The organism is Pleomorphochaeta naphthae, assembly GCF_055396005.1.
This window is the reverse complement of sequence record NZ_AP042457.1, coordinates 2,133,902-2,157,588: the sequence shown is the minus strand read 5'-3', so window position 1 is coordinate 2,157,588 and position 23,687 is coordinate 2,133,902. Positions and strand designations below refer to the sequence as shown.

18 protein-coding genes are annotated in these 23,687 nt (G+C 30.1%); 14 read left to right on the top strand and 4 right to left on the bottom strand.

Annotated features, from left to right (window positions below):
* Positions 1-188: 188 nt before the first annotated feature.
* Complete coding sequence (locus ACZ5SO_RS09845; protein ID WP_464624312.1) at positions 189-1,499, top strand: MFS transporter; 1,311 nt, start codon at positions 189-191, stop codon at positions 1,497-1,499.
* 269 nt (positions 1,500-1,768) lie between these two features.
* Here the strand turns inward: ACZ5SO_RS09845 and efp are convergent, their stop codons facing one another.
* The 4 genes from efp to ACZ5SO_RS09825 all read right to left on the bottom strand — a co-directional run bounded on the left by efp (position 1,769) and on the right by ACZ5SO_RS09825 (position 6,478).
* Positions 1,769-2,332 (bottom strand): elongation factor P, encoded by a 564-nt coding sequence (efp, locus tag ACZ5SO_RS09840; RefSeq protein WP_464624311.1) that lies wholly within the window; start codon positions 2,330-2,332, stop codon positions 1,769-1,771.
* A gap of 38 nt (positions 2,333-2,370) precedes the next feature.
* On the bottom strand, positions 2,371-3,363 hold the full coding sequence (locus ACZ5SO_RS09835; RefSeq protein WP_464624309.1) for an amino acid--tRNA ligase-related protein: 993 nt from the start codon (positions 3,361-3,363) through the stop codon (positions 2,371-2,373).
* A 103-nt stretch (positions 3,364-3,466) separates the two neighbouring features.
* Positions 3,467-4,981, bottom strand: a complete 1,515-nt coding sequence (locus ACZ5SO_RS09830) for a UxaA family hydrolase (protein ID WP_464624308.1) — start codon at positions 4,979-4,981, stop codon at positions 3,467-3,469.
* Positions 4,982-6,478 carry a tagaturonate reductase gene (locus tag ACZ5SO_RS09825; protein ID WP_464624306.1) on the bottom strand — a complete coding sequence of 499 codons (1,497 nt, stop codon included), beginning with the start codon at positions 6,476-6,478 and terminating at the stop codon, positions 4,982-4,984. It lies immediately after the preceding gene.
* A 104-nt stretch (positions 6,479-6,582) separates the two neighbouring features.
* Here ACZ5SO_RS09825 and ACZ5SO_RS09820 point away from each other — a divergent pair, with 104 nt between their 5' ends.
* The 13 genes from ACZ5SO_RS09820 to guaA all read left to right on the top strand — a co-directional run bounded on the left by ACZ5SO_RS09820 (position 6,583) and on the right by guaA (position 23,635).
* The gene (locus ACZ5SO_RS09820; protein ID WP_464624305.1) at positions 6,583-7,218 is read left to right on the top strand and encodes a GntR family transcriptional regulator; all 636 of its coding nucleotides are present in this window, start codon (positions 6,583-6,585) and stop codon (positions 7,216-7,218) included.
* A gap of 31 nt (positions 7,219-7,249) precedes the next feature.
* Positions 7,250-8,647: a glucuronate isomerase gene (gene uxaC / locus ACZ5SO_RS09815; protein ID WP_464624303.1), complete on the top strand. Its 1,398-nt coding sequence runs from the start codon at positions 7,250-7,252 to the stop codon at positions 8,645-8,647.
* Between the two features lie 190 nt (positions 8,648-8,837).
* Positions 8,838-10,175, top strand: a complete 1,338-nt coding sequence (mnmE, locus tag ACZ5SO_RS09810; protein WP_464624302.1) for a tRNA uridine-5-carboxymethylaminomethyl(34) synthesis GTPase MnmE — start codon at positions 8,838-8,840, stop codon at positions 10,173-10,175.
* Positions 10,176-10,184: 9 nt separating this feature from the next.
* A complete protein-coding gene (gene mnmG / locus ACZ5SO_RS09805; RefSeq protein ID WP_464624300.1) occupies positions 10,185-11,993 on the top strand; it encodes a tRNA uridine-5-carboxymethylaminomethyl(34) synthesis enzyme MnmG in 1,809 nt (602 codons plus the stop codon).
* Positions 11,994-11,995: 2 nt separating this feature from the next.
* Positions 11,996-12,649, top strand: a complete 654-nt coding sequence (rsmG, locus tag ACZ5SO_RS09800) for a 16S rRNA (guanine(527)-N(7))-methyltransferase RsmG (protein WP_464624298.1) — start codon at positions 11,996-11,998, stop codon at positions 12,647-12,649.
* 136 nt (positions 12,650-12,785) lie between these two features.
* A complete protein-coding gene (locus ACZ5SO_RS09795) occupies positions 12,786-15,815 on the top strand; it encodes a DNA translocase FtsK (RefSeq protein ID WP_464624296.1) in 3,030 nt (1,009 codons plus the stop codon).
* A 14-nt stretch (positions 15,816-15,829) separates the two neighbouring features.
* Complete coding sequence (locus ACZ5SO_RS09790) at positions 15,830-16,645, top strand: aminotransferase class IV (RefSeq protein ID WP_464624295.1); 816 nt, start codon at positions 15,830-15,832, stop codon at positions 16,643-16,645.
* Positions 16,646-16,742: 97 nt separating this feature from the next.
* The gene (locus tag ACZ5SO_RS09785) at positions 16,743-18,383 is read left to right on the top strand and encodes a DEAD/DEAH box helicase (RefSeq protein ID WP_464624293.1); all 1,641 of its coding nucleotides are present in this window, start codon (positions 16,743-16,745) and stop codon (positions 18,381-18,383) included.
* A 66-nt stretch (positions 18,384-18,449) separates the two neighbouring features.
* Positions 18,450-19,196: a lysophospholipid acyltransferase family protein gene (locus tag ACZ5SO_RS09780; protein ID WP_464624292.1), complete on the top strand. Its 747-nt coding sequence runs from the start codon at positions 18,450-18,452 to the stop codon at positions 19,194-19,196.
* Between the two features lies 1 nt (position 19,197).
* Positions 19,198-20,634, top strand: coding sequence for an ATP-binding cassette domain-containing protein (locus ACZ5SO_RS09775; RefSeq protein WP_464624291.1), 1,437 nt, complete (start codon positions 19,198-19,200; stop codon positions 20,632-20,634).
* Positions 20,631-21,392, top strand: a complete 762-nt coding sequence (locus ACZ5SO_RS09770; protein ID WP_464624290.1) for an energy-coupling factor transporter transmembrane component T family protein — start codon at positions 20,631-20,633, stop codon at positions 21,390-21,392. The genes ACZ5SO_RS09775 and ACZ5SO_RS09770 overlap by 4 nt, the downstream gene beginning before the upstream one ends.
* Positions 21,393-21,403: 11 nt before the next feature.
* Positions 21,404-21,955 carry an ECF transporter S component gene (locus ACZ5SO_RS09765; RefSeq protein WP_464624289.1) on the top strand — a complete coding sequence of 184 codons (552 nt, stop codon included), beginning with the start codon at positions 21,404-21,406 and terminating at the stop codon, positions 21,953-21,955.
* A 126-nt stretch (positions 21,956-22,081) separates the two neighbouring features.
* The gene (gene guaA / locus ACZ5SO_RS09760) at positions 22,082-23,635 is read left to right on the top strand and encodes a glutamine-hydrolyzing GMP synthase (RefSeq protein WP_464624288.1); all 1,554 of its coding nucleotides are present in this window, start codon (positions 22,082-22,084) and stop codon (positions 23,633-23,635) included.
* Positions 23,636-23,687: the final 52 nt, after the last annotated feature.

The following is a 23,687-nucleotide window of genomic DNA, read 5'->3' as shown; positions in this document are numbered from 1 at the left end:
AATTATTTTTAACTGTTCAATCAATTTTCTAGCCCATTATTTGAGTTAGTCTTTTTAAAATAATATTTTATAGTTTTTTATTTACACTGTCTTTTAAATATTAGATTTATGTTATTTCAAAAAAAACATTCACATTAAAAGAAAAATCTATGGTAGAATAAAATATACTTATATTTGAGGTGTGATTCATGGCAACTGAAAAGAAAAAGGGTTTGTCGGGATATTATGTAACGACTTTTTTAATTGGACTTGGTTTTTTTACAATGGGTTTAATGGATCCTTTATATGATACTTACGTTCCAATCTTCTTATCAAAATTTATTGATTCAAAAGGTTTAATTGGATCAATTATGACATTTGATAACATATTAGCAATCTTTTTGATTCCGATATTTAGTGCTTTAAGTGATAGAACAAGAACGCCTATTGGAAGAAGAATGCCATTTATAATTGTTCTTTTACCTTTAACTGCAGTTACCTTTGGTTTAATACCCTTTACTGCCCTATATGCTTTATGGTTATTGATAGCAGCAGTATTTTTATTAAATCTATTTAAACAAGCTGTACGTGGCCCTGTTGTTGCTCTGATGCCTGATATGGTGCCAGGAGAAGTAAGATCAGAAGCTAATGGTGTAATAAATACAATGGGGGGAATTGCAACTATTGTTGGTACAGTTGGTTTAGCAAGACTAATGGATGTTCCTTTAACAATAAAAGGCAAGTCTTATGAAAATATTTTAGCCTTTCCAACTGCAAGTATATTAGTAATTGTTGCTGTCATTTTGTTATTTATATTTGTTAAAGAAAAAGATGGAAACTATAAAAATGAAGATAATGATGAAAAAGTACCAATTAAAAAAAGTTTAAAAGTTATTTTTAGTGAAAAAGATAAAAGTGCATTATTTATTTTATTATCCCTTTTATTTTGGTTTATAGCATATCAAGGCGTTTTACCTTTTGTTGGGTTATATAGTGTAGAAGTCTTACATACAAGCCAGGGCACAGCCTCTTTAGCAGCAGGAATGGTCGGTATAGCATATGCAATATTTGCTATACCATCAGGTAAATTTGCTCATAAATTTGGAAGAAGAAAAACTATTCGAATAGCATTATTTGCTTTGGTAATTATTCTTCTAGGTGTTTTTGCACATAATAAATTAACCATTAATTCAACACAAGCTTTTAGACAATATACATTTTGGATATTACTATTTTTCTTTGGAATTTTTTGGGTTACTGTAGTAACAAATAGCTTTCCAATGCTATGGCAGATGGCAGATTACAAAACCATGGGAATTTATACAGGGCTTTATTACTTTTTTAGTCAATTAGCTTCCATAATATCTCCACCAATTACAGGTTTCTGTATTGATTTATTTGGCCATCAAAGTTTGTTTGTCTATGCAGCCTTCAATATGGGTGTAGCGTTCTTCTTAATGAGAGGTGTTCATAGAGGTGAACCAGAAGATGATCCTGTAGAGATGACAAAAGAAAATTAGGAAGATAGTTTTAAGATGCATTTTCAATCAATAGTGATTACTTCCATGATATGGTTAAATGTATTTAATTACTAAAGAAAATGCTAAACAATATTATCTACATTATTCAATTTATTAATTATATATTTTAAAAAATTAAAGAGGTCGTTGCCATTTGTTACGACTTCTTTTTTTAATTACTAAATGAATTTTGCATAAAAAAAGCCTATTACTTAAGTCAAATATGTGAGACTTGCGTAATTGGCTTTTAAATTATCAATAAAGATTAACTAGCTATTAACTCTTTCTAAATATTCTTTAGTTTCAGTGTTAATTCTAATTTTTTCACCTTTTTTAATGAAAATTGGACATTTAACTTTTAAACCAGTTTCAGTTGTAACATATTTAGTAGCACCTTGAACTGTATCACCTTTAATAGCTTCTTCAGCTTCAGCTACTAAGTAAACAACTTTACTAGGAATTTGGATGTCTAATAGTTGAGTTTCCCAGAATGTACAACGATAAGTGTCACCGTCTTTCATAAGATATTCATAATCAGGGAAGTTTGCCATTGGTACTTCGATTTGATCGTAAGTATCAGTTAACATTAAATGGAATGATTCGCCATCATTATATAAATATTGACAATCTCTATCTTCTACTGTGATATCTTCTGCGTTATCTTGGCTTTTCATTGTTTCAGCTAAGATTTGACCTGTGCCAGGATTTTTTAGTTTTAAACGTACAAATGCTGAACCTTTTCCTGGATTGACGAATTCTCTATCGATGCAAACGAAAGGTTGTCCTTTAATAAGTAGTGCGGTGCCTTTATCGATTTGACCTGCTTTTATCATGCTTATTTACCTCTGTATAATGGAATTAAATTTAATAGCTATAGTAGCATATCAGAAAAGGGAAAAATAATCACCCCCTCAATATTATCAATATTCATCTGACTCATCAAAAGTCTATCCATTCCAATTGCGACTCCACTAGTCTGTGGGAAAGACTTAAATATTTTATAATATTCGTCATCAATATCTGCTATAACTCGATTAGAAGAAGATCTTTCTCTAATTATAGTAGAGTACTCTTTTCTATAATATTCTTTAATTTTATCTTCATCTCTCAACTCATCATAACAGTTTGCAATCTCTAGTCCCCCTATATACATTTCCCATCTTTTTTTGAAAGGTGAATTAGGTTGATTAGTTGCTAAACAATCGATTTGTTTGGGATAGTTGTCTAAAATTAAAGGTTTATCTTGTGGTAAATTAGGCTCTACAAAAGTTAAGAATAATCTATTAAAAGTTGATTCCCAACTTTCATTTCTTTGAACACTAGTTAGACCACATTTAATTGCTTTTTCATATAGCTGTGATTGGCTTTGGCATTTTTCTAAATCAATATCACAGAATTTCTTCATAGCATCATTTACACTCATTTTCCTAAATGGAGGTAAAGCCCAACTTGGAGTATCTTTTAAATGAGTTTTCTCAATCATCTCACTTGTTAACTCGATTGAATCTTGTTCATCCATACCAATTGAATAATATTCGAGCATTGTAAATTCTATATTATGTTGTTTTCCTATTTGTTCACTGTTTCTAAAACATTTTGAAAATTGATATATGGAAGGGAAACCTTCACTAATCAATTCTTTCATAAAAATTTCAGGAGATGGAATTAGATAAAGTTCTTTTGAAGGAAGAAAATCTGAAAGAAATTGTGTTGAAAAGTTTTCAATAGTTGCTTCAGGGATTAAAGTGGGGGATAGAGATGGAGTTTCAACTTCTAAATAATCTTTATCATTAAAAAATTTTCTAATATTAGTATATAAAATGCTTCTATTTTTAGCAGCTTGTAATTTATCAATATGTTTCATAACTGTTCTATATTATCTTGTAAATATATTCTTGTTCAAGATAAAAATAGTTAAAAAGACTCCAAAGCAATATTTACTTTGGAGCCATATATCATTTTACAATTTAGAGAGTAACACCATTTTTGAAAATAGCAATTTCATTGTAATTGTTTATTTCATTTTTAGTCTTATTCTCACCATTTGCTAGAGAGATGATGTAGGAAATTAGTTGATCTCTAACTTCATTTTTATCTTGAGTTAACATAGTTGAAGCATCAAAATCAATCCAATTCTTTTTATTTACTGCCAAATTGTGGTTAGTTGCAATTTTAACAGTAGGAACTACTGATCCTAGGGGAGTACCTCTACCAGTTGTAAATAGAATTAAATTTACTCCACTAGCACTCATATTAGTAGTTGAAACAATATCGTTTCCAGGACCATTTAAAAGAAGTAAACCAGAATCTTTAATTAAATCACCATAGTTTAAAACACCTTCAACAGGAGCTTTTCCACCTTTTTGTACACAACCTAATGATTTATCTTCTAAAGTTGTAATACCTCCAGCCTTATTACCAGGAGATGGGTTTTCATACACAACTTGGTTATTATCTATGTAGTATTGTTTAAAATTATTAATTAAATCAACACAATCATTGAAAACTTCTTTGTTAACACATCTATCCATTAAAACTTGTTCAGCACCGAACATTTCTGGAACTTCGGTTAATATTACACTTGATTTATAAGCAGATAACTTATCACAAACAAGGCCAACTAGAGGGTTTGCACTAATTCCTGAAAGTCCGTCAGAGCCACCACATTTCATGCCAATTTTAAGTCTTGAAATGCTAACTTTTTCTCTTTTAGATTTAGAAGCATAATCAATTAATTCAAGAAGCAATTTTTTAGCGTCAGCAATTTCATCTTCACTCTCTTGTGCTATTAAGAATTTGACTCTATCACTATTATAGCCATTTAATTCTTCTTTAAATTTATCTATAGTATTGTTTTCACAACCAAGACCTAAAACTAGAACTCCTCCGGCGTGTGGATGTTTTACTAAATTAGCTAAAATCTTTTTAGTGTTTTCATGATCGTCGCCCATTTGAGAACAACCATAAGGATGGGTTAAGGCTAATACCTTATCGATATTAGTTCCTTTGATTTTTTCTTCACCCCAAACTTCAAGTGTTGTAGCAATTTTGTTAACACAACCAACAGTTGGAATAATCCAGATATCATTTCTAATTGCAATATCATTATTTTCTCTAACATAAGCGTTAATAAAGATATCATCTTTAGCTTCATTTTCTTTTTCCCATTGTTCTTTTAAAGCCTTAGCTTTATTAGGGTCATAAGAGTATTCAATTTGTTCGCTCAGGTTAGTTTTTACATTATGGATATGAACATGTCTAGCTTTTTTAATAGGGCATTTTGCTCTACCAATAGGGTAACCATATTTTATAATGTTTTCACCTTCATTAATATCCTTAAGGGCAATTTTATGCCCTTGAGGGATATCTTCTAACAAGGTGAAACTATCATTATCGATGGTGATAGTATCCCCTTGCTTTAAAGGTGATAAAGCAATTAAGACATTGTCTTCTTCACGAATTTTGATATATTTTTTTTCCATTTAGTTTTTCCTATTTACAAACTCAGTTAGGGCTGTTTTCATACCTTTTTCACAGATTGAATCAAAATAAGTTAAAACGTTATCTTCTAGAGATTCAATTTGAGTTAAGTCTTGTCCCCACCAATCAGAATTTGATAATACTTTGTTAACGATGACTTTTCTATTTTCAGCTTTAGTTTCATCATATTCTTTGTAAAGATTTTCAAAGAATTCTAAAACAGATTCATCATCTTTAATTAGATATTCTTTATCATTATATAAGCCTTTCATACTTCTATTTTCAATTTCACTACCTTTGTAGAAACGAATTAAAGATGCAATTGAGAAACTTAGAGCTTGTGGTACTTTATTAAACTTTTCTACATATGAAAGAAGAGAAGGTAAATCACGAGTTTTGAATTTTGAAGTTGAGTTTAGTGAAATAGAAAGAACTTGGTGGTTTAAGAAAGGATTTTTAAATCTTGTTAATACATCATTTGCATAATCAAGAAGCATTTCTTTATCACCATCCATAGATTCAATGATTTCATCAAACAAGCCTTCTTTAATGAATTTGTAAACAGTTTCATTATTTAAAGCTTCATCTACAGTAGTAATTCCATAAAGGTGTGCTGCTAGAACCATAAGAGTGTGAGTACCGTTTAGGATTCTAACTTTTCTTGTTCTGTAGAAAGACATATCATCTGTAAAGATAACATTTAGCCCTGCTTTATCTAAAGGAAGAGCTTCCTTTAAAGCATTTACATCTTTATGTGTTTCAATTACCCATAGATGGAATAATTCAGCTGTATCTAATAAATTATCTTTGTAACCAATTTTTTCGCAAATTTGATCCGCATCTTTTCTAGGATAGCCTGTTACGATTCTATCAACTAATGTGTTAGTGAAAGTACATTCACTTTTTACCCAATTGATAAAGTCATCACCTAAATTCCATTCTTGAGCATATCTAATAATTAAAGCTTCTAAATTATCACCGTTTTTGTCAATTAATTCACAAGGAAGGAAAATTAATCCATGACCTTTTTTTTCGAAGAAGTTAAAGCGACTGAATAAAAATTGTGTAACTTTTGCAGGGAATGAAGCAGCAGGTTTGTCCTCTAATTTACAATTCTTTGCATAAGCAATACCTGATTCAGTAGTGTTTGAAACAACAAATTTCAAATCTTCACTTTTACTTAATTCCATATATTTGTCAAATTCATCATAAACATTAATACAACGACTTACACTAGTAATCTTTCTGTAATCTTCAACGATTTCTCCATCTCTAATTCCTCTAGTGATAGTTGTATAAAGACCTTTTTGGTCATTAATCATTTGACTTAGACCAGTTGCTAATGGTTGTATAATTACAACATTTGAATCAAAACCCATTTTTTCATTGGCAACGTCTACTTGCCAATCAACAAAAGCTCTTAGAAAATTACCTTCACCAAATTGAAGAATTGATTCTTTTCTAGCCACAGTCTTTGTTACATCATTAATTGTTTTCATAATTTACCTCTTATATACACTGTTGTATACATCATTGTATATGTTATTGCTTTTTTGTCAATAATAAAATATACTTCTTTTTAGAAATTAAGAAGGATTAGAGAATGGCAAAAAGGAAACAGACTCTTAAGCAAGTTGCATATGAGTATATAAAAAATAAAATAGTAAATTGTGAATATGAGCCAAATGCTTTTATAAATGAAGATATGATAGCTAACGAATTAAATGTTAGTAGAACTCCAATCAGAGAAGCTCTTATGAGACTTGAACAAGAGCAGTTAGTTAACATTTTGCCTAAAAGGGGTATTGTAGTTTGTTCTTTAACGCCAGATTTAATTGCATCAATCTTTGAAACAAGATTATTATTAGAGCCATACATAATTGAGACTTATGGAATGTATATTGATAAAGAAAAGTTGAAAGAGTTTAAGAAATTGTATGGTGGTGAATATAGAAAGAGTAAAGTTGAATTTGAAATAGACGATGAGTTTCATAGTTTAATTTATCATTGTAGTAAGAATAAATATTTAGTTAAGACACTAGAAAATACTACATTTCAAAATCAAAGGATAAGAGTTTATTCTGGAATAAAAGTATTTAGAGTCCCTGATACTTATGATGAACATATCCAAATTATTAACGCTTTACTAGATGAAGATTATAAATTAGCAGCAGAGAGGATGAGAGAACATATTTTGAAATCTAGAAAAAACTCATTAGAAATTGTTTTTTCTTCATAATATATAAACGAATTTTAAGTGGAGATAAATTATGAAAGAATTTATGGGTAGCGACTTTTTATTACAAACAAAAAGCGCTATGTCTTTATTTGAAGCAGCTAAAGATATGCCAATTTTTGACTATCATTGTCATTTGATCCCTAAAGAAATCGAACAAAATAAAAGATTCGATTCTATTGTAGATATTTGGCTTGGTGGAGACCATTACAAATGGAGACAAATGAGAACATTTGGTATTGATGAAAAGTTGATTACTGGAGATGCAGATCCCTATGATAAATTTTATGCTTGGGCACAAACAGCAGAAAATTTAATTGGTAACCCTCTATATCATTGGACTCATTTAGAACTACAAAGGTATTTTGATATAAAGTTACCTTTAAATACTAAAAATGCTAAAACTATATATAATATAGCTAATGAGAAATTAAAGACTGATAAAGATTTAGATGTATATGGCATCATGAAGAAATTTAATGTTTATGCTGTTGGAACAACAGATGATCCAATTGATGATTTAGCTAGTCATAAAATAATTAGAGAAAGAGGCGATTTAGAAACAAAAGTTTTACCTTCATATAGACCTGATAAAGCTTTAAATATAGGAAAAGCTGGTTTTGAAGATTATATTAATAAACTTGGAAAAGCTGCTAATATTGAAATTAAGAGTATTGGTGATGTAGTAAAAGCCTTAGTAAAAAGATTAGATTACTTTATTGAAAACGGTTGTAAAGCAACAGACCATGGTATTGAGAGAGTTCCTGCAATTTTCTTAAGCGAAGAACAATCTAACACAATTTTTGTAAAAAAAATGAATGGTGAGAAGTTAAGTGCAAAAGAAGAAGAAGCTTATAGTTCCTTTGTACTTCTACAATTAGCAAGAGCTTATCACAAAAGAAATATTGTAATGCAATTACATCTTTCAGCATTACGTGATAACAATACTAGAATGTTTAATATATTAGGACCTGATACAGGTTATGATTGCTCTCATGATAATAATGTTGCAGCTTCAACTTCAGCATTTTTAAATGAATTGGAGAAAACAAATCAACTTCCTAAAACGATCCTTTATTCATTAAACCCTAAAGACCATTATTCACTAGCAACTTTGATGGGATGTTTTCAGGGAGATGGAATTAAATCTAAAGTACAATTAGGTTCAGGTTGGTGGTTCTTAGATCATAAAGATGGGATGGAAGAACAAATGAAAGTTCTAGCAAATCTTTCAATGCTTCCAAATTTCGTTGGAATGTTAACAGATAGTAGATCTTTTTTATCTTATCCACGCCATGAATATTTTAGAAGAATATTATGTAATATAATTGGTACTTGGGTAGAAGAAGGTGAAATCTATAATGATGAAGAGACTTTAAATAGGATAGTAAAAGACATAGCATTTAATAATGCTAAAAATTATTTTAATTAAAAGTTTATTTATAAAATTGGGCACCTTTTTAAGGTGCCTATTTTAATAGGTATTTAATTTTATATTAAGTTATAAAAATAACTTTAAGTTACATAATTAGAAAAGACTAAAAATATTGTACAAATAGATTTAGTTAAAATATAGTTCGTTATCTTGTCATTTTATACCGCTATATCATATAATCGCAGTCATGGAAACATATAATACAGATGATATTATTTTTGCCTTAGCTACAGGATGGAATCAAAGTGCTTTAGCTATAATTAGAATAAGTGGAAAAGGGGCTATTAAAGCCCTCTCTTCTTGTTTTTCAAGACCTAAAAGTTTATTAAAGTGTAAGAATGCAACCTTGTTACATGGCTATATCATAGGTGAAAATAATCATAAAATAGATGAAGTAGTTCTCTCTGTTAATAGAGAAGGACATGGATATACTAAAGAAGAAGCCATAGAGATTACCTCTCATGGTTCTTTAGCAGTAATTACTGCAATTATGCAAGAGTTAACTAAACATGGAATGAGACAAGCAAAAGGTGGAGAATTTACTCTCAGAGCTTTCTTAAACGGTGCGATGGATTTAACTCAAGCTGAAGCTGTACATGAGCTTGTCACCTCTCAAAGTCAAATGGAAAGAGGCTTAGCTTTAGGTAGGTTAGAAGGCTCTTTATATAAAAGAATTGAAGAGATGAAACAAAATTTGCTACAAGCTATGGCTGTAATTGAAGTACAGTTAGATTATGCAGAAGATGAAGTTGAAGATTTTGACTTTCCTAGAGATATAATCTTTCAAACTAAAGAGTCTATTAAAGCCTTATCTAACACTTATGAGACAGGTAGACTTTATGGACAAGGTGTTAAGATAGTTCTTGCAGGAAGCACAAATGCAGGTAAAAGCTCGCTCTTTAACTTATTATTGAAACAAGAGAGGGCAATAGTTTCAGATATAAAAGGGACTACAAGAGATTACATTGAAGCTCAAACTACTATTAGAGGAATTCCTGTTAGATTATATGATACAGCAGGACTTAGAGATAGTAGTGATGTAATTGAAAGTGAAGGGATTAAAAGGACTAAGGAACTTTTAGATGTTTGTGATGTCATAATTTATTTAGTCGATGGAGTTGATGAAGATACAATTATTGATAGAAGCATAGTAGATAATCCCAAAACAATTTTAGCATATACAAAACGTGATATTAAACATAGAAAAGAAGCTATTTCAATAAGTACGATAACTGGAGAAGGCCTTGAGACTCTCTTTGATGCTATCATAGATAAAACAGCTTCCGGAATCCAAATTTCTGATGATTCTACACTTGTAATTGAGTCTAGTAGACAACATCAATTATTAGAAGAAGCTAAAGAAGCTCTTGAAAATATTTTAAGTATAGAAAGAGTTGATGTAGGCTTAGATATGATAGCTCTCGAACTTAATACTGCAATAACCGCTTTAGGTGGTTTGACCGGAGAAATTACAAGTGATGATATTTTAGAGAAGATTTTTGGTGGATTCTGTGTCGGAAAATAAGGAAGTAATATGGATTATGATGTAATAGTAATTGGTGGTGGACATGCAGGAATTGAGGCATGTTTAGCTACTAGTCGAATAGGATTTAAAACACTTTTAGTAACTCAAAATATAGATGCAATAGGACGTCTTTCATGTAACCCTGCAATAGGGGGATTAGCAAAAGGTAATATTGTAAGAGAGGTAGATGCTTTAGGTGGTGAAATGGCTCACCTAATAGATAGTACAATGATTCAGTATAGGATTTTAAATAGAAGAAGAGGTCCAGCTGTCCAATCACCAAGAGCTCAAGCTGATAAATTTGCTTACCATATGAGAGCGAAACATACTCTAGAATTGCAGAGCAATCTCTCTATTTTCATGGATACAGTAGTCGATTTAATGATTGACCATGATAAAAACGAAATCAATGGTGTAATTACAGAGAGAGGTCATAAAATTTCAAGTAAAGCAGTAGTTTTAACAACAGGAACCTTTATGGAAGGTAAAATTTTCATAGGTCAATATGATGCTCCATGTGGAAGACTTGGAGAGAGTGCTGCAATTGGGCTCGGAACAGCTTTGAGAAATCATGGTTTTAAACTTGGAAGAATGAAAACAGGAACACCAGCTAGAGTTAGAAGATCCTCAATAGATTTTTCTCAATTGGAAATTCAACCTGGAGATGATCCAATGATGCCTTTTTCATTTGACTATGAATCAATAAATAGACCTTCTATTCCTTGTTACATAACTTGGACAAATGAAAAAACTCATGCAATTATTAAAAAATATATGCACCTTTCCCCACTATATGGAGGAAAGATAGTTGGAAAAGGTCCTAGATACTGTCCTTCAATTGAAGATAAGGTTGTAAGATTTCCAGATAGAAATCGTCACCAAATCTTTATAGAACCTGAAGGAGAAGAGAGTGAAGAGATGTATTTAAATGGGCTTTCTTCTTCCCTTCCAGAGTTTGTCCAAAACGAATTTATGAGAACTCTAAAAGGTTTAGAAAATGTTGAAGTTATGAGACCAGCTTATGCTGTTGAGTATGATTACATGGATCCTCTACAATTATTACCTTCACTTGAGACCATAATGATAAGTGGTTTATTTGTAGCTGGCCAAACTAATGGAACTAGTGGATATGAAGAAGCAGCTTGTCAAGGATTAATGGCTGGAATAAATGCAGCACAAAAACTGAAAGGAGACGAGCCTTTAGTTTTATCTAGAGCAGAAAGCTATACAGGAGTTTTAATCGATGATTTAGTTACTAAAGGAACTAAAGAACCATATAGAATGTTCACATCTCGTGCAGAGTATCGCTTAAACATGAGACATGACTCTTGTGATCAAAGACTCACAGAATTAGCTTATAAAGTTGGCCTACAAAGTGAAGAAAAATTAGAAAGATTAAAGACAAAATTAGAAAGAATAGAAAGTGTTAAAGAATTATTAAAACAAAATTCATATAATCAAAAAAATGCACTACAAGCTTTGAAAATGCCTGAAGTAGAAATTGATGACATGATGGAAAAAATACATGAACTTTCTTTATATAGTGAACCAATTAGATATCAAACACAACTTGATGTAAAATATGAAGGCTATATAAAAAAACAAGAAAAAGAGGTAAAGAGATTTGCAAGTCTAGAGTCAATTAAAATACCTAAAGATTTTGATTTTGATAGCGTTAAAGGCATGAGTACAGAGGGAATTGAAAAGTGTAAACAAATTTGCCCTATAAGTATTGGTCAAGCAAGTAGAATTAGTGGACTTAGAACTACGGACATAGCAGTACTAATGGTACATGTTAAAAAGTGGAGAAAAAATTAATAGTGAAATATGAAAATATTTTAAGAGATTGCTTAAAGCAAGTAGATATAAAAATTAGTGATGAACAGATAAACAAATTACTTAGATATGTTGCTGAGATTGAATTATTCAATAAAAAATATAAACTTGTTGGAGCTAAAGACGAAGAGATTATTACAAAACATATAATGGATAGCTTAGTCGCTGTAAAAGAGATAGAAAAGCATATAACAAATGATTCAGTTATTTGTGATGTTGGCTCTGGTGCAGGACTTCCTGGAATTCCGCTTGCAATATATTTTGAGAATAATAAATTTACTTTAATAGAGAGAATGAGTCGAAGAGTAAATTTCTTAAATAATGCTGTAGTTGCTCTAAAGTTAAATGATAGGGTAACTATAGTAGATAAAGATCTAAAAGATGTTGATCAAATTTATGATCTAGTTACATTTAGAGCCTTTCATCCTCTTTTTGATATAATTGATTACATCGACAAAATAACAAACAATGATTCTATTGTTGTTACATATAAAGCGAGATACGATAGTGTTGAGGCAGAGCTGAAAATAGTAGAAGAAGAGTGTGAAAGCAAATGGAATTGGGAATATGTAGATTTAAATATACCTTTCATTGATGCACCTAGAATGCTATGTTTATTGAGAAAACAGAACACTTAGATATAAAGGAGCCTTCATAGGCTCTTTTTTATTTATAAAATATTTTTTACAATTGTAAAGTAAAATGTAATTTTTGGTCGATGAAATTGTCTATATATGATATGATAATAAACAAAAAATATAGTGTGAGCGCAAAGTGAGAAATAAAGCAAAAAAAAATAAAAAAACAAGAGAAAAAATTCCTAATCTAGAAAATAATATTGTTGAGAATAAAAAAGGTACTAAATTTTCCCTAGTTCTAGCTATTTTATTTTTAGTAACTTCGCTTTTACTTTTTTTAACAAGTATAATACCATTAGTTAATAAACCAGTAAGTTTGATTGGTATATCCACAAATCTAAGCACTTTTTTAGCTAATTATATTAGTTTTGTACCAGGAAACCCAATATTACTAATACCCACATATATTTCACTTTTTATAATATCACTAATGATATTTAGTTATCGAGGTAAAAAACCATATTCATATTTTAAGATTTTAATCTTTGCTTCATTTGTTTATAGTATATATTTAATTACCTTAAAGGCAAATAATTACCCATTCCCTAAATTTTTAACCACATCACTTTTAAGTGAAGATTTATCATCAGCAGAAATATCTTTTAGACTTCTACTTAGTATAGTAATAGAATTATCTCTTCTTATAATTCTTAATCCTATCAGTGATTATTTAAATAGAAGGCATAATAGAAAAGATAAAAGAAAAAAAACAGAAAAAATAAAAGATGATAAAACAAAAAAAGGTGTTGTCCCAAAAGAAGAGGTAGTAAATAAAAAGTCTGAAGTTAAGTCAGTACAGACTGATTTAGGAGTAAATTTTCCTAAGCCAGTAGATATACCAACATTATCCTTTGTTGATAAAGAAAAGACAAATTATGATTTTGGAGATATTAAACCACCTAAAAATGTTGAAAAATATGATTCAAAAAAAAGTGAGATTAAAGACTCAGTAGATGATGATTTCATTTCCAATTTAAATTCAAATCAGACCATCTCTCTAGAAACGTTGAAACTTGCAAAAAAGAATGTTGAAGAAAAGATGAAGAAGCTTAATACAATTGAGCCAATTACAAAAAAAACTTCAACTAATACACAGCAAGTAAAAAGGGATTCATTAAGTTTTGGATCAATATTATCTGAAAGTATAGATAAAAACAAACAAAATACAATCAATAATGAAAATATAACTGATCCTACACAACAAGCTAAACATGATAGAGATATTATTGATGCAAAAAATAAAGTATCAGGAATATATAATAGTAAAATTAGAAAGAACTCAGCCGTATTAAAGAAGAAGAATGAGGATTATCTTCATGATCCACTAAAGAACATTATGAGAAGTGGACATCTTTTAAAGGCAACTGAAAAAAATGCAATTAAAGATGAAATTGAAAATATAGTCGAAAGTAAAGAAGCTAGAGAAAAAACAACATCAAATATAATCGATGAGATAAATAAAAAAGTGACAGAGAAGAAAGATTCACTTTTAAATGATGATTTTTCTGATATAGATTTTAATGATTATGAACAAGAAATAACATCTTCACAACTCCAATCAAATGGTAAAAATAGAGAGACTAGTGATTTAAACGATGATAGTTTTAAAAATATAAACAATTATCACAGTACTGCAAGGCCTGTAGGTTCAGCTCAATTAGTAGATGAAACTGATGATCCTATTATAAATGATGAGGACGATGAAGACTTAGAGTCTGCAGTTGCGGGGTTATCTTCATCAAGGCTACTTGATCCTAACAAGTTCTCATATAAATTTCCTCCCAAATCTTTATTAAATGAATACCCACAACCAACTCAAGAGATAGATGAAAATGTTAAAAAGCAAGCTAGAATGTTAATTGAGACTCTAGCACAGTTTAAATATGATGTAGAACTTAGAAATATAGTAAAAGGTCCAACGGTTACAATGTTTGAAATAGTTCCTGCCCCAGGAATTAAAGTTAATGCGATTACAAATCTTAGAGATAACATAGCTATGAATCTAGCTGCAAAGAAAGTTAGGATATTAGCACCAATTCCTGGTCAAACTGCAGTAGGTGTTGAAATACCGAATCGTAAAAGAGATATCGTAGGTTTTAAAGAAATATTAACTAGTGTAGATACTTCAGATATGGCAATTCCAATGACAATGGGAAGAACTTTATATGGAGAGTGTAAATCATTCGATGTTGCAACATCTCCTCATATGTTAATAGCAGGATCTACCGGCTCTGGTAAGAGTGTTTGTGTAAATTCATTAATTTGTTCAATCCTTTATACAAGGACACCTCGTGATGTTAGATTAATTATGGTAGATCCTAAAGTAGTTGAATTGACAATCTATAATGGAATTCCGCATTTATTGACACCTGTAATAACTGAAACTAAGCGAGCATTAAAAGTTTTAGATTTCTGTATTGATGAAATGGATAGAAGAAATAAAATGCTAGCTAAAATGAGCGTTAGAAATATTAAAGGCTATAATAAAAAGATAAAAGAGCAAAAGATAGCACAAGAAAAAATGCCATATATAGTAGTAATTATTGATGAATTTGCTTCTCTAATGAGTACTGCTGGGAAAGATTTAGATGAGAAAGTTTCAAGACTTACAGCAATGAGTAGAGCTGTAGGTATACATTTAGTATTTGCAACCCAAAGACCATCGGTTGATGTAATAACAGGTGTTATAAAAAATAACTTACCAACAAGGGTAGCTTTTGCAGTAACATCGATTCAAGATTCTAGAACAATTATTGGAACAACAGGTGCAGAAGATTTACTTGGTAAAGGGGACATGCTATTTAGTGCCAATGGAAAGCCTGTTACTAGGATGCAAGGCGTATTTTTATCTGATGAAGAAGTTGAAGATATAGTAGCTTATGCGAAAAGACAAGAAGAACCAGATTACATTGATGAGTCATATTTTGAAGATCCATATGACGATGATATTGATCGAGATATGGATGATAATACAGATGATGAATTGTGGAATGCAGCCTTAAATATAGCATTTGAGAGAGGAAGTGTTTCAGCATCCTTCTTGCAAAGAAGACTTAAAATTGGGTATAACAGAGCAGCAAGGCTTGTAGAAGATATGGAGGCTAAGGGAATAGTTGGTCCAGCAAATGGAAGCAAGCCAAGAGAGCTATTAAGATATCAAGAGTAAAGAAGGTATAAAAAATGTTCAGAGAACATGCAATAATGAATGGTGAAATAGTTAAAGTTGAAGATGCAGTTGTAAATGTTGCATATAGAGAAGTTCAATTTAGCTTTTCAGCATATGAATCAATTTCGATTGTAAATGGAAGAGCAATTTTTTTAGAAGATCATATAACAAGATTATTTAATTCATGTGTTGGTATAAAACTCCGTCATCCTTTTAAACGAGGCGAAATAAAGCAAAGTATAATTAAATTAATAAAAACAGATACAATTGAAAGTGCCACCATGAGAATTTTGATAATTGGTGGAGAAGATCCTAAATTATTTATTACATATACAAAAAAGATTACGTACCCTGATTCATATTATAAAGAAGGGGTAGTTGTAACATCTTATGAAGGTGAGAGACTATTTCCAAAATTTAAAACAAGTAATTTGCTTTTAAGCTATATAGCACTAGAAGATGCAAAAAGTAAAGGTGGTTTTGAAGCTATATTAGTAAATAGAGATGGGTATTTATTAGAGGGAACAAGGTCTAATTTTTATGGATTTTCTAATAATAAATTATATACAGCTGAAAATGATAAAGTCCTAGAAGGTGTAACACGAACAAGGATTTTAGAAGCAAGTGAAAAATTAGGAATCGAAGTTGTTATGAGAGCTCCAATGTTAAAAGAAGTTAGACAAAATAAATTTGATGAGGTATTTATTTCTTCAACTTCAATGGCAGCGATGCCAATTAAAAAATTAGATGATGTAGAATTTAATACAGACTTTTCAAGAACATTAACACTTATGAGGATAATTAGAGAAAAAGAAAGATTTGATAGATAAAAATCCTGTAAAATATGGCATTCTTGTAATAATACCAAATTTATATTATCCTTAAAAAGATTTGAAGAAATAAATCCTAATTAAGGTGAAAATATACATGAAATTTACACAATTACCTTTCCATGAAAATGTGCTAAAAGGTATAGAAAATGCTAACTTTAGTGAATGTACTAAAGTTCAAGAAAAAGTATTACCAATAAGTTTAGAAAATAAAGATTTGATGGTACAATCAAAAACAGGTTCTGGGAAGACCGCAGTTTATTTATTAACAATATTGCAACGAATTGCAATCGCTATAGATAAGAAAGAAGCTTTACCAAAAGCATTGATAGTGGCTCCAACTAGAGAGTTAGCTGTACAAATTGAGCAAGATGCCAAGTTATTATCCTCTAATTTAGACATAAATATTGGAGTCTTTTATGGTGGTGTTGGTTATGAAAAACAAGAAAAATCTCTAAAAAATTGCGATATTTTTGTTGGAACTCCAGGGCGACTATTAGATTTTCAAAAAACAAAGAAAATAAATTTTAAACAATTTGACATTTTTGTATTAGATGAAGCTGATAGAATGTTCGATATGGGATTTTACCCAGATGTTCAAAAAATGTTCTCTCTACTTAAAGCCAAGAAAAATTTACAAACAATGTTATTTTCTGCAACTTTAAGTGTTAGAGTTAGAAATTTAGCTTGGTCTTATATGAGTGAACCAGTTGAAATAGAAGTTGAACCTGAAGAAATTTGTGTTGATAAAATTCAGCAAGAGTTATATCACGTAGCAAAAGACGAAAAGTTTCAACTTTTTTTATATCTAATGAAACAAGAAAATAGTACAAATGCTTTAATCTTTACCAATACTAAAGCTAAAGCAATTGAAGTTGCAAAACGACTTACTATAAATGGTTATCCAACAAAGTATTTAATGGGAGATTTAAGTCAATCAAAAAGATTAAGTACTATCAATAGAATGAAAGAAGGGAAAATAAAATACCTAGTAGCTACAGATGTTGCAGCTAGAGGCTTACAAATCGATGATTTAGAACTTGTAATAAATTATGATATCCCAGAAGATTTTGAAAATTATGTTCATAGAATAGGTCGAACTGCTAGAGCTGGTAAGACAGGTAAAGCAATAACTTTAGCTTGTGAAGAATATATATATGGACTTGAGCCAATTGAAAAATATATTGAAATGAAAATCCCTGTTAAATGGATAGATGATGATAAATTCTTAGAGATTGAAGATAAAAGTAAAGATTTAAAATTTAGGGATTTAGTAAGTGAAAAAGAATATGCTTCAAAAAAAGGCAAAAATTCATCTTCAAGATATCCTAAAACAAGAGACAATAAAAAGAAAAAGGACTTTACCAAAAATCCTCAAAAACCTAGGGTTAATAAGACTTCTGCTACCACAAAAAAACCTCAACAAAAAAAATCATATAATCAAAATAAAACTTATCCACAAAAAAATAGAAAATCATATAATGAAATACAACATTTATCTTTAGAAGAAAGATTAAATTATTATAAAGAACAGTATGGTGGAACACAAATTAAGAAGAAACCAAATCCTACAAAACTTCCTAATGCACCATTAGAGAAGGGCCAACGTCCTGCAAAAATTGATTTAGAGAAAAAAGAAACATATGTAAAGAAACACACAAAAATGCCTCAAACTGTTAAACAAGAAGAGAAAAAGAGTTTCTTTAAAAAGCTTTTTTCTAAGATTTATAAAAAATAGTCTTGTTCTACTTTCTTAGATAGATTATTTTTTGATTATATTAATAAATAGAGACTGGTATAAATTATGAAATATGTACATTATTTTTTTGCATTAATTTTATTTGCGATTGGAGTTGTAATTTCCACATTACTTTGTGTGCTCCCTGCTAATTTTATTAGACTATTAGGTTTTAAGAAAGCTTCTAAAAAAATTTATTGGGCTTGGGCCCCCTCATTAGCAAGATTTGCTTTGTTTTTATTGAATTATCGAGTACATATAGAAGGATTAGAAAATTTACCAAAAGATCAATCTAATGTTTGCTATGTTTCTAACCACCAAAGTTTACTTGATATTTGTGTGTATGTTGGAAAATTAAAATTAAAAGCTTCTCCAATTGCTAAAATTGAAGTGTTAAAAGCCCCATATGTTGGCTCTTTTGCTAAGGGAATTGAAGCAATTTTACTTGATAGAAAAAGCCCAAAATCATCTATCAAAGCTATATTAAATGGGACAAAAGAATTAAAAGAAGGTAAGTCTGTTATTATATTCCCTGAAGGAACTCGAAGCAAAACAGGTAAGATGGGACAGATGAAAGCTGGTAGTTATAAAATGGCTATTAGAGCCGAAAGTATAATAGTTCCTTTAGTAATACAAGGAACTAGAAATGGTTTTGAATCTAAAAAAGGTTTTCATAAATATGATGTTTATGTAAAAGTATTGAAACCTACAAGTGCTAAAAATTTAACTAAAGAAGAACAAAAAGAATTACCTACACTTGTCTCAAAACAGATAGAAGATACTTACGAGAAACTTCCAACCCCAAAATTTTAAAATGTTAGCACTCGATATTAATAACTTAAGGTTTAAATATAAAAGTTGGACTGAAAAAAAGTTAGAGGATACTTTTAAATCACTTGATCTACAAGTAGAAGAAAATCAAAAAGTTTTAATTTTAGCAGATAGTGATGAAGGTAAAACTACATTAGCTAGGCTAATCTCAAATTTATTAACTAAATTTATACCAAGTGAAATTGAAGGGTCTGTAAAACTATTTGATAATGATTTATTTGAAAGTGAACCATTTGAATTAGTAGATAAAGTTTGTTACGTGTCTCAAAACCCGTTAGAAATGTTTATCACAACTACAGTCGAGAATGAAATAGCTTTTCCTTTTGAGACCTTAGGTATTGAAAGAAATAAAATTATAGAAATAGTAAATCAATCTTTAAAACAATGGGGTTTAGAAAAATATAGAGAAGTATCTCCTACAGAACTATCTGGCGGGGAGAGAAAAAGATTGCTTTTAGCAATAACCTTTGCACTAAATTCAAAGATAATTGTACTAGATGAAGCTTTTGATGATTTAGATAAAAAATATAGAGATTTTTTAGCTAAACAAATTAAAGAGAAAACAAATACATTTATTGTTTTAAGTGCAAGATATTTGAATCAATTTGAAAATGTTTTTGATAGAGTTTTAGTATTAAAAAATGGAACCATAAAAGAAGTTGAAGATTATAAAGCGATGTTTACTCATCAAAAGATTGATACATATCTTTCTAATTCAAGATTAATAAAAGATCTTACATTTAGAGAAAAGAATATAAAAATCAATAAAGAAGAATTAACGATAAAAAATTTAAAAATTCAAAGAGTTAGAGAAAGTTCTAAATTTTTAAAATTTAGTTTACAGTGTGAAAAATTCTCTGTTAAAACAGGAGAGATTATAAGGCTTGTAGGAAATAATGGAAGTGGAAAATCGACATTAAGTAGGATAGTTTGTGGACTAGATACTCCTTTAAGTGGGCAATTAAAATTAAATGATAAACTTGTAACAAAAGAAATATTACAAACAAAAGTTGCATATTTATTTCAAAATCCAGATTTACAGATTTTTTTACCAACAGTTAGGGAAGAACTATCTTATGGCTTAGAAGCGAGGGGGAACCTCACTTCCTCTCAAATAAAAGCAAAAGTTGAATCTTGTGCAAAACTCTTTAATCTAGATCTTGAAGAAACTCCATCAACGATGAGCTTTGCCTTAAGAAAGAATTTACAAGCAGCAGTATATTATTTACTTGATCGTCCTTTTATTATTTTAGATGAAATTGATGGAGCTATGAGTTATCAATCTTCTTACTATATAATAGATAAATTAAGCGAAAAAGGTGCTGCCTTAGTAATAATAACTCATGATGATGATTTTGCAAAAAGCATCTCTGATAGAACTTATAAATTCAAAGATGGAATAGTTGAGGAAGTTTTATGAGTAGTGCAACAATATATAGAGAAGGAAGAGGCTTTTTATATAAGATAGATCCGAGGGCAAAAGTAATTGCCTTATTAATAGCCTGTGTATTTGTATTTCTTCCAATTTATTTTTCAGGCTTAGTTACCATCGCTTTTCTTTTAGTAATTTTATCATATTATTCAGTTGGAAAGAAAAACTCAAATAATATAATTAAAGCCATATTACCTATGATAATCTTAGTAATAATATTCGCACCTTTGTATGAAAGATCTGGTACACCTCTAATCATATACAAACAAAAATTAATATTAACTTATGAAGGCTTGATTCATAGTTTAACTTTATGTTTAAGGTTCTTTTCAATAACGTTTGCATGTTCTTTACTTTTTTTAACAACAAAAATGAATGAGTTCATGTTAGCCTTACAAGCTTTTTTTATACCATATAAAACTTGTCTAACAATATCATTAGTTTTTAGAACAATCCCTACAATATTTGATGCTTTTAATCAAATCACAGATTCACATAGTCTTAGAAGAAGTGAAGATTCTAAAAAGAAGAAATTGAAAAACATATTTCCAACATTAACAAGTTCCTTAGTAGTATCATTAAAAACAATACCTTCTCTTGCAATGGCCTTAGAAGCAAGAGGCTATGGGCTAAAGATTAAAAGGAGCAATTATCATATCTTATCAAAAAACAAGTATTTTATTTTCCAGACAATTGCTATTATATTCTTATTTGTGATATTGTTACTCATATTTAAAAATTTTTGAGGTTAATTGTTATGGAGAAAAGAAAATCAAATTCGGCTCTAAAAACATCATTAATTGCTGTTCTTACTGCTTTAGTTGTTGTATTCACAATTATTGTTAAAGTGCCAACTCCAACAAAAGGTTATTTAAACCTTTGTGATTTGGCTATATGTTTTATAGCATTTACATTTAGCCCTTTAACTGCATTTATAGCTGGAGGACTTGGAACTGCTATTGCAGATATAATATCAGGCTACCCACAATGGGCGCCAATATCATTTATTGTACATGGAGTAGAAGGACTTGTTGTTGCCTTGATAGTTAAGAGAAGTGCTAAAGATATTAGCAATGGTGTAAAAGTTCCTTTTTATAAAATATTATTAGCAATGGTCCTTGGTATAATAATAGTTGCAGGAGGATATTTTGTACTTTCTGCTATTTTTATGAGTTTAGGTTTTGCAGCCGCAGCTGCAGGAATTCCTGGAAATCTTTTACAAGCAGGAGTTGGGGTTGTAGTAGGTTATGCATTATCTCGGGCCGTAGTTAAAGCTTATCCGCCAGTACAAGGCATATTAAATTATTAAAGATTATGAGCGTTAGAGAAATTCTAACGCTTTTTTTAAAAAAAATGAAAATAATAAGTAATATTTGTTGAAATAATACAGAATAAATATAACAATAACCAAAGAAAAATCGAGTAGGGAGTTGAAATGCAACAGAAGGGACAATCATTTTTGATAGTTGTATTAGATTTTGGCGCACAATATAGCCAATTGATTGCAAGAAGAGTTAGAGAAATTGGTGTATATTCTCAAATATTACCTTTTAATTGTAGTATTGATGAGATAAAAGAGTTAAATCCTGATGGGATAATTTTTTCAGGTGGACCAGCTTCAGTATCTGCTGAAGGCTCTCCTAGGGTAGATAGTGAAATATTTAAATTAGGTATTCCAATTTTAGGTATTTGTTACGGACTACAAGTAATGATGAAACAAAATGGTGGGCAAGTAACATGTCCAGAAAAGAAAGAATATGGACTTGCCAATATTGATATTGTAAAACAATCATTATTATTTGATTCAATTAGTGACAAATCTCAAGTTTGGATGAGCCATGGAGATTCAGTATCTCAATTAGCAAATGGCTTTGAAATTATAGCATCGACAGAAAACTGTCCAATAACAGCAGTCGAAAATAAGGCTAAAAATTTTTATGGAGTACAATTCCATCCAGAAGTAGTTCATTCATTAGAAGGAACTAAATTACTAGAGAATTTTGTTATTAAAATTTGTAAATGTGAAAAAACTTGGAGCATGACAAGTTTTGTAGATCAAGCAGTTGAGCAGATCAGAGAAAAAGTTGGTGACAAACAAGTTTTATGTGGACTTTCTGGCGGAGTTGATTCATCAGTAGCTGCAGTATTAATTCACAAAGCAATAGGTGATCAATTAGTCTGTGTATTCGTTAATAACGGTTTACTTAGAAAAGGTGAAGCTGAAAATGTTCAGAAAATATTTAGAGATAATTATTCTATAAGATTGCAGTACGCTGATGCTGAAGATGCCTTTTTAGAAGCTCTTAAAGGTGTTAGTGAACCAGAAGCAAAGAGAAAAATTATTGGTAAATTATTTGTTGATACTTTTTATAGTGAAGCTAGAAAAGCAGGCGACATATCCTTCTTAGCACAAGGGACTCTTTATCCAGATGTTGTTGAATCTCAAAGTGCATTTGGTGGACCTTCATCAACAATTAAATCTCACCATAATGTTGGAGGCTTACCTGAAGATCTCAAATGGGATTTATTAGAACCTCTTAGAGACTTATTTAAGGATGAAGTTAGAGAGCTAGGTAGAGAACTAGGACTTCCTGAAAATATGGTAAACCGTCATCCTTTCCCAGGTCCAGGTCTTGGTGTTAGATGTATTGGTGAGATTACTAAAGAAAGACTAGATACATTAAGAGATGTAGATGCAATCTTCATTGAAGAAATAACTAAAGCTGGTTTATATGGTGATATTTGGCAAGCTTTAGCTTGTTTACTCCCTGTAAAGAGTGTTGGTGTTCAAGGTGATGAGAGAACTTATAGAGAAGTTTGTTCACTCAGAGCTGTGACTAGTGAAGATGCTATGACAGCCGATTGGTATAGAATGCCACCAGAAGTGTTACAAAATGCAGCATCAAGAATTTGTAATGAAGTTGCTGGGGTTAACCGTGTCCTCTATGATATAACAAGTAAACCACCTGGAACAATTGAGTGGGAATAAGAAAATAAATTGAAATGACTCCTTACATTGTAAGGAGTTATTTGTTGTTTTG

Excerpts from the sequence above, each read along its gene's own strand:
- ACZ5SO_RS09835 (WP_464624309.1), bottom strand. The coding sequence starts at position 3,363 with ATGAAACATATTGATAAATTACAAGCTGCTAAAAATAGAAGCATTTTA.
- ACZ5SO_RS09820 (WP_464624305.1), top strand. The coding sequence starts at position 6,583 with ATGGCAAAAAGGAAACAGACTCTTAAGCAAGTTGCATATGAGTATATA.
- guaA (WP_464624288.1), top strand. The coding sequence starts at position 22,082 with ATGCAACAGAAGGGACAATCATTTTTGATAGTTGTATTAGATTTTGGC.
- ACZ5SO_RS09825 (WP_464624306.1), bottom strand. The coding sequence starts at position 6,478 with ATGAAAACAATTAATGATGTAACAAAGACTGTGGCTAGAAAAGAATCA.
- uxaC (WP_464624303.1), top strand. The coding sequence starts at position 7,250 with ATGAAAGAATTTATGGGTAGCGACTTTTTATTACAAACAAAAAGCGCT.
- ACZ5SO_RS09845 (WP_464624312.1), top strand. The coding sequence starts at position 189 with ATGGCAACTGAAAAGAAAAAGGGTTTGTCGGGATATTATGTAACGACT.
- ACZ5SO_RS09785 (WP_464624293.1), top strand. The coding sequence starts at position 16,743 with ATGAAATTTACACAATTACCTTTCCATGAAAATGTGCTAAAAGGTATA.
- mnmG (WP_464624300.1), top strand. The coding sequence starts at position 10,185 with ATGGATTATGATGTAATAGTAATTGGTGGTGGACATGCAGGAATTGAG.
- ACZ5SO_RS09780 (WP_464624292.1), top strand. The coding sequence starts at position 18,450 with ATGAAATATGTACATTATTTTTTTGCATTAATTTTATTTGCGATTGGA.
- ACZ5SO_RS09830 (WP_464624308.1), bottom strand. The coding sequence starts at position 4,981 with ATGGAAAAAAAATATATCAAAATTCGTGAAGAAGACAATGTCTTAATT.
- ACZ5SO_RS09775 (WP_464624291.1), top strand. The coding sequence starts at position 19,198 with ATGTTAGCACTCGATATTAATAACTTAAGGTTTAAATATAAAAGTTGG.
- mnmE (WP_464624302.1), top strand. The coding sequence starts at position 8,838 with ATGGAAACATATAATACAGATGATATTATTTTTGCCTTAGCTACAGGA.
- efp (WP_464624311.1), bottom strand. The coding sequence starts at position 2,332 with ATGATAAAAGCAGGTCAAATCGATAAAGGCACCGCACTACTTATTAAA.
- ACZ5SO_RS09770 (WP_464624290.1), top strand. The coding sequence starts at position 20,631 with ATGAGTAGTGCAACAATATATAGAGAAGGAAGAGGCTTTTTATATAAG.
- ACZ5SO_RS09765 (WP_464624289.1), top strand. The coding sequence starts at position 21,404 with ATGGAGAAAAGAAAATCAAATTCGGCTCTAAAAACATCATTAATTGCT.
- ACZ5SO_RS09790 (WP_464624295.1), top strand. The coding sequence starts at position 15,830 with ATGTTCAGAGAACATGCAATAATGAATGGTGAAATAGTTAAAGTTGAA.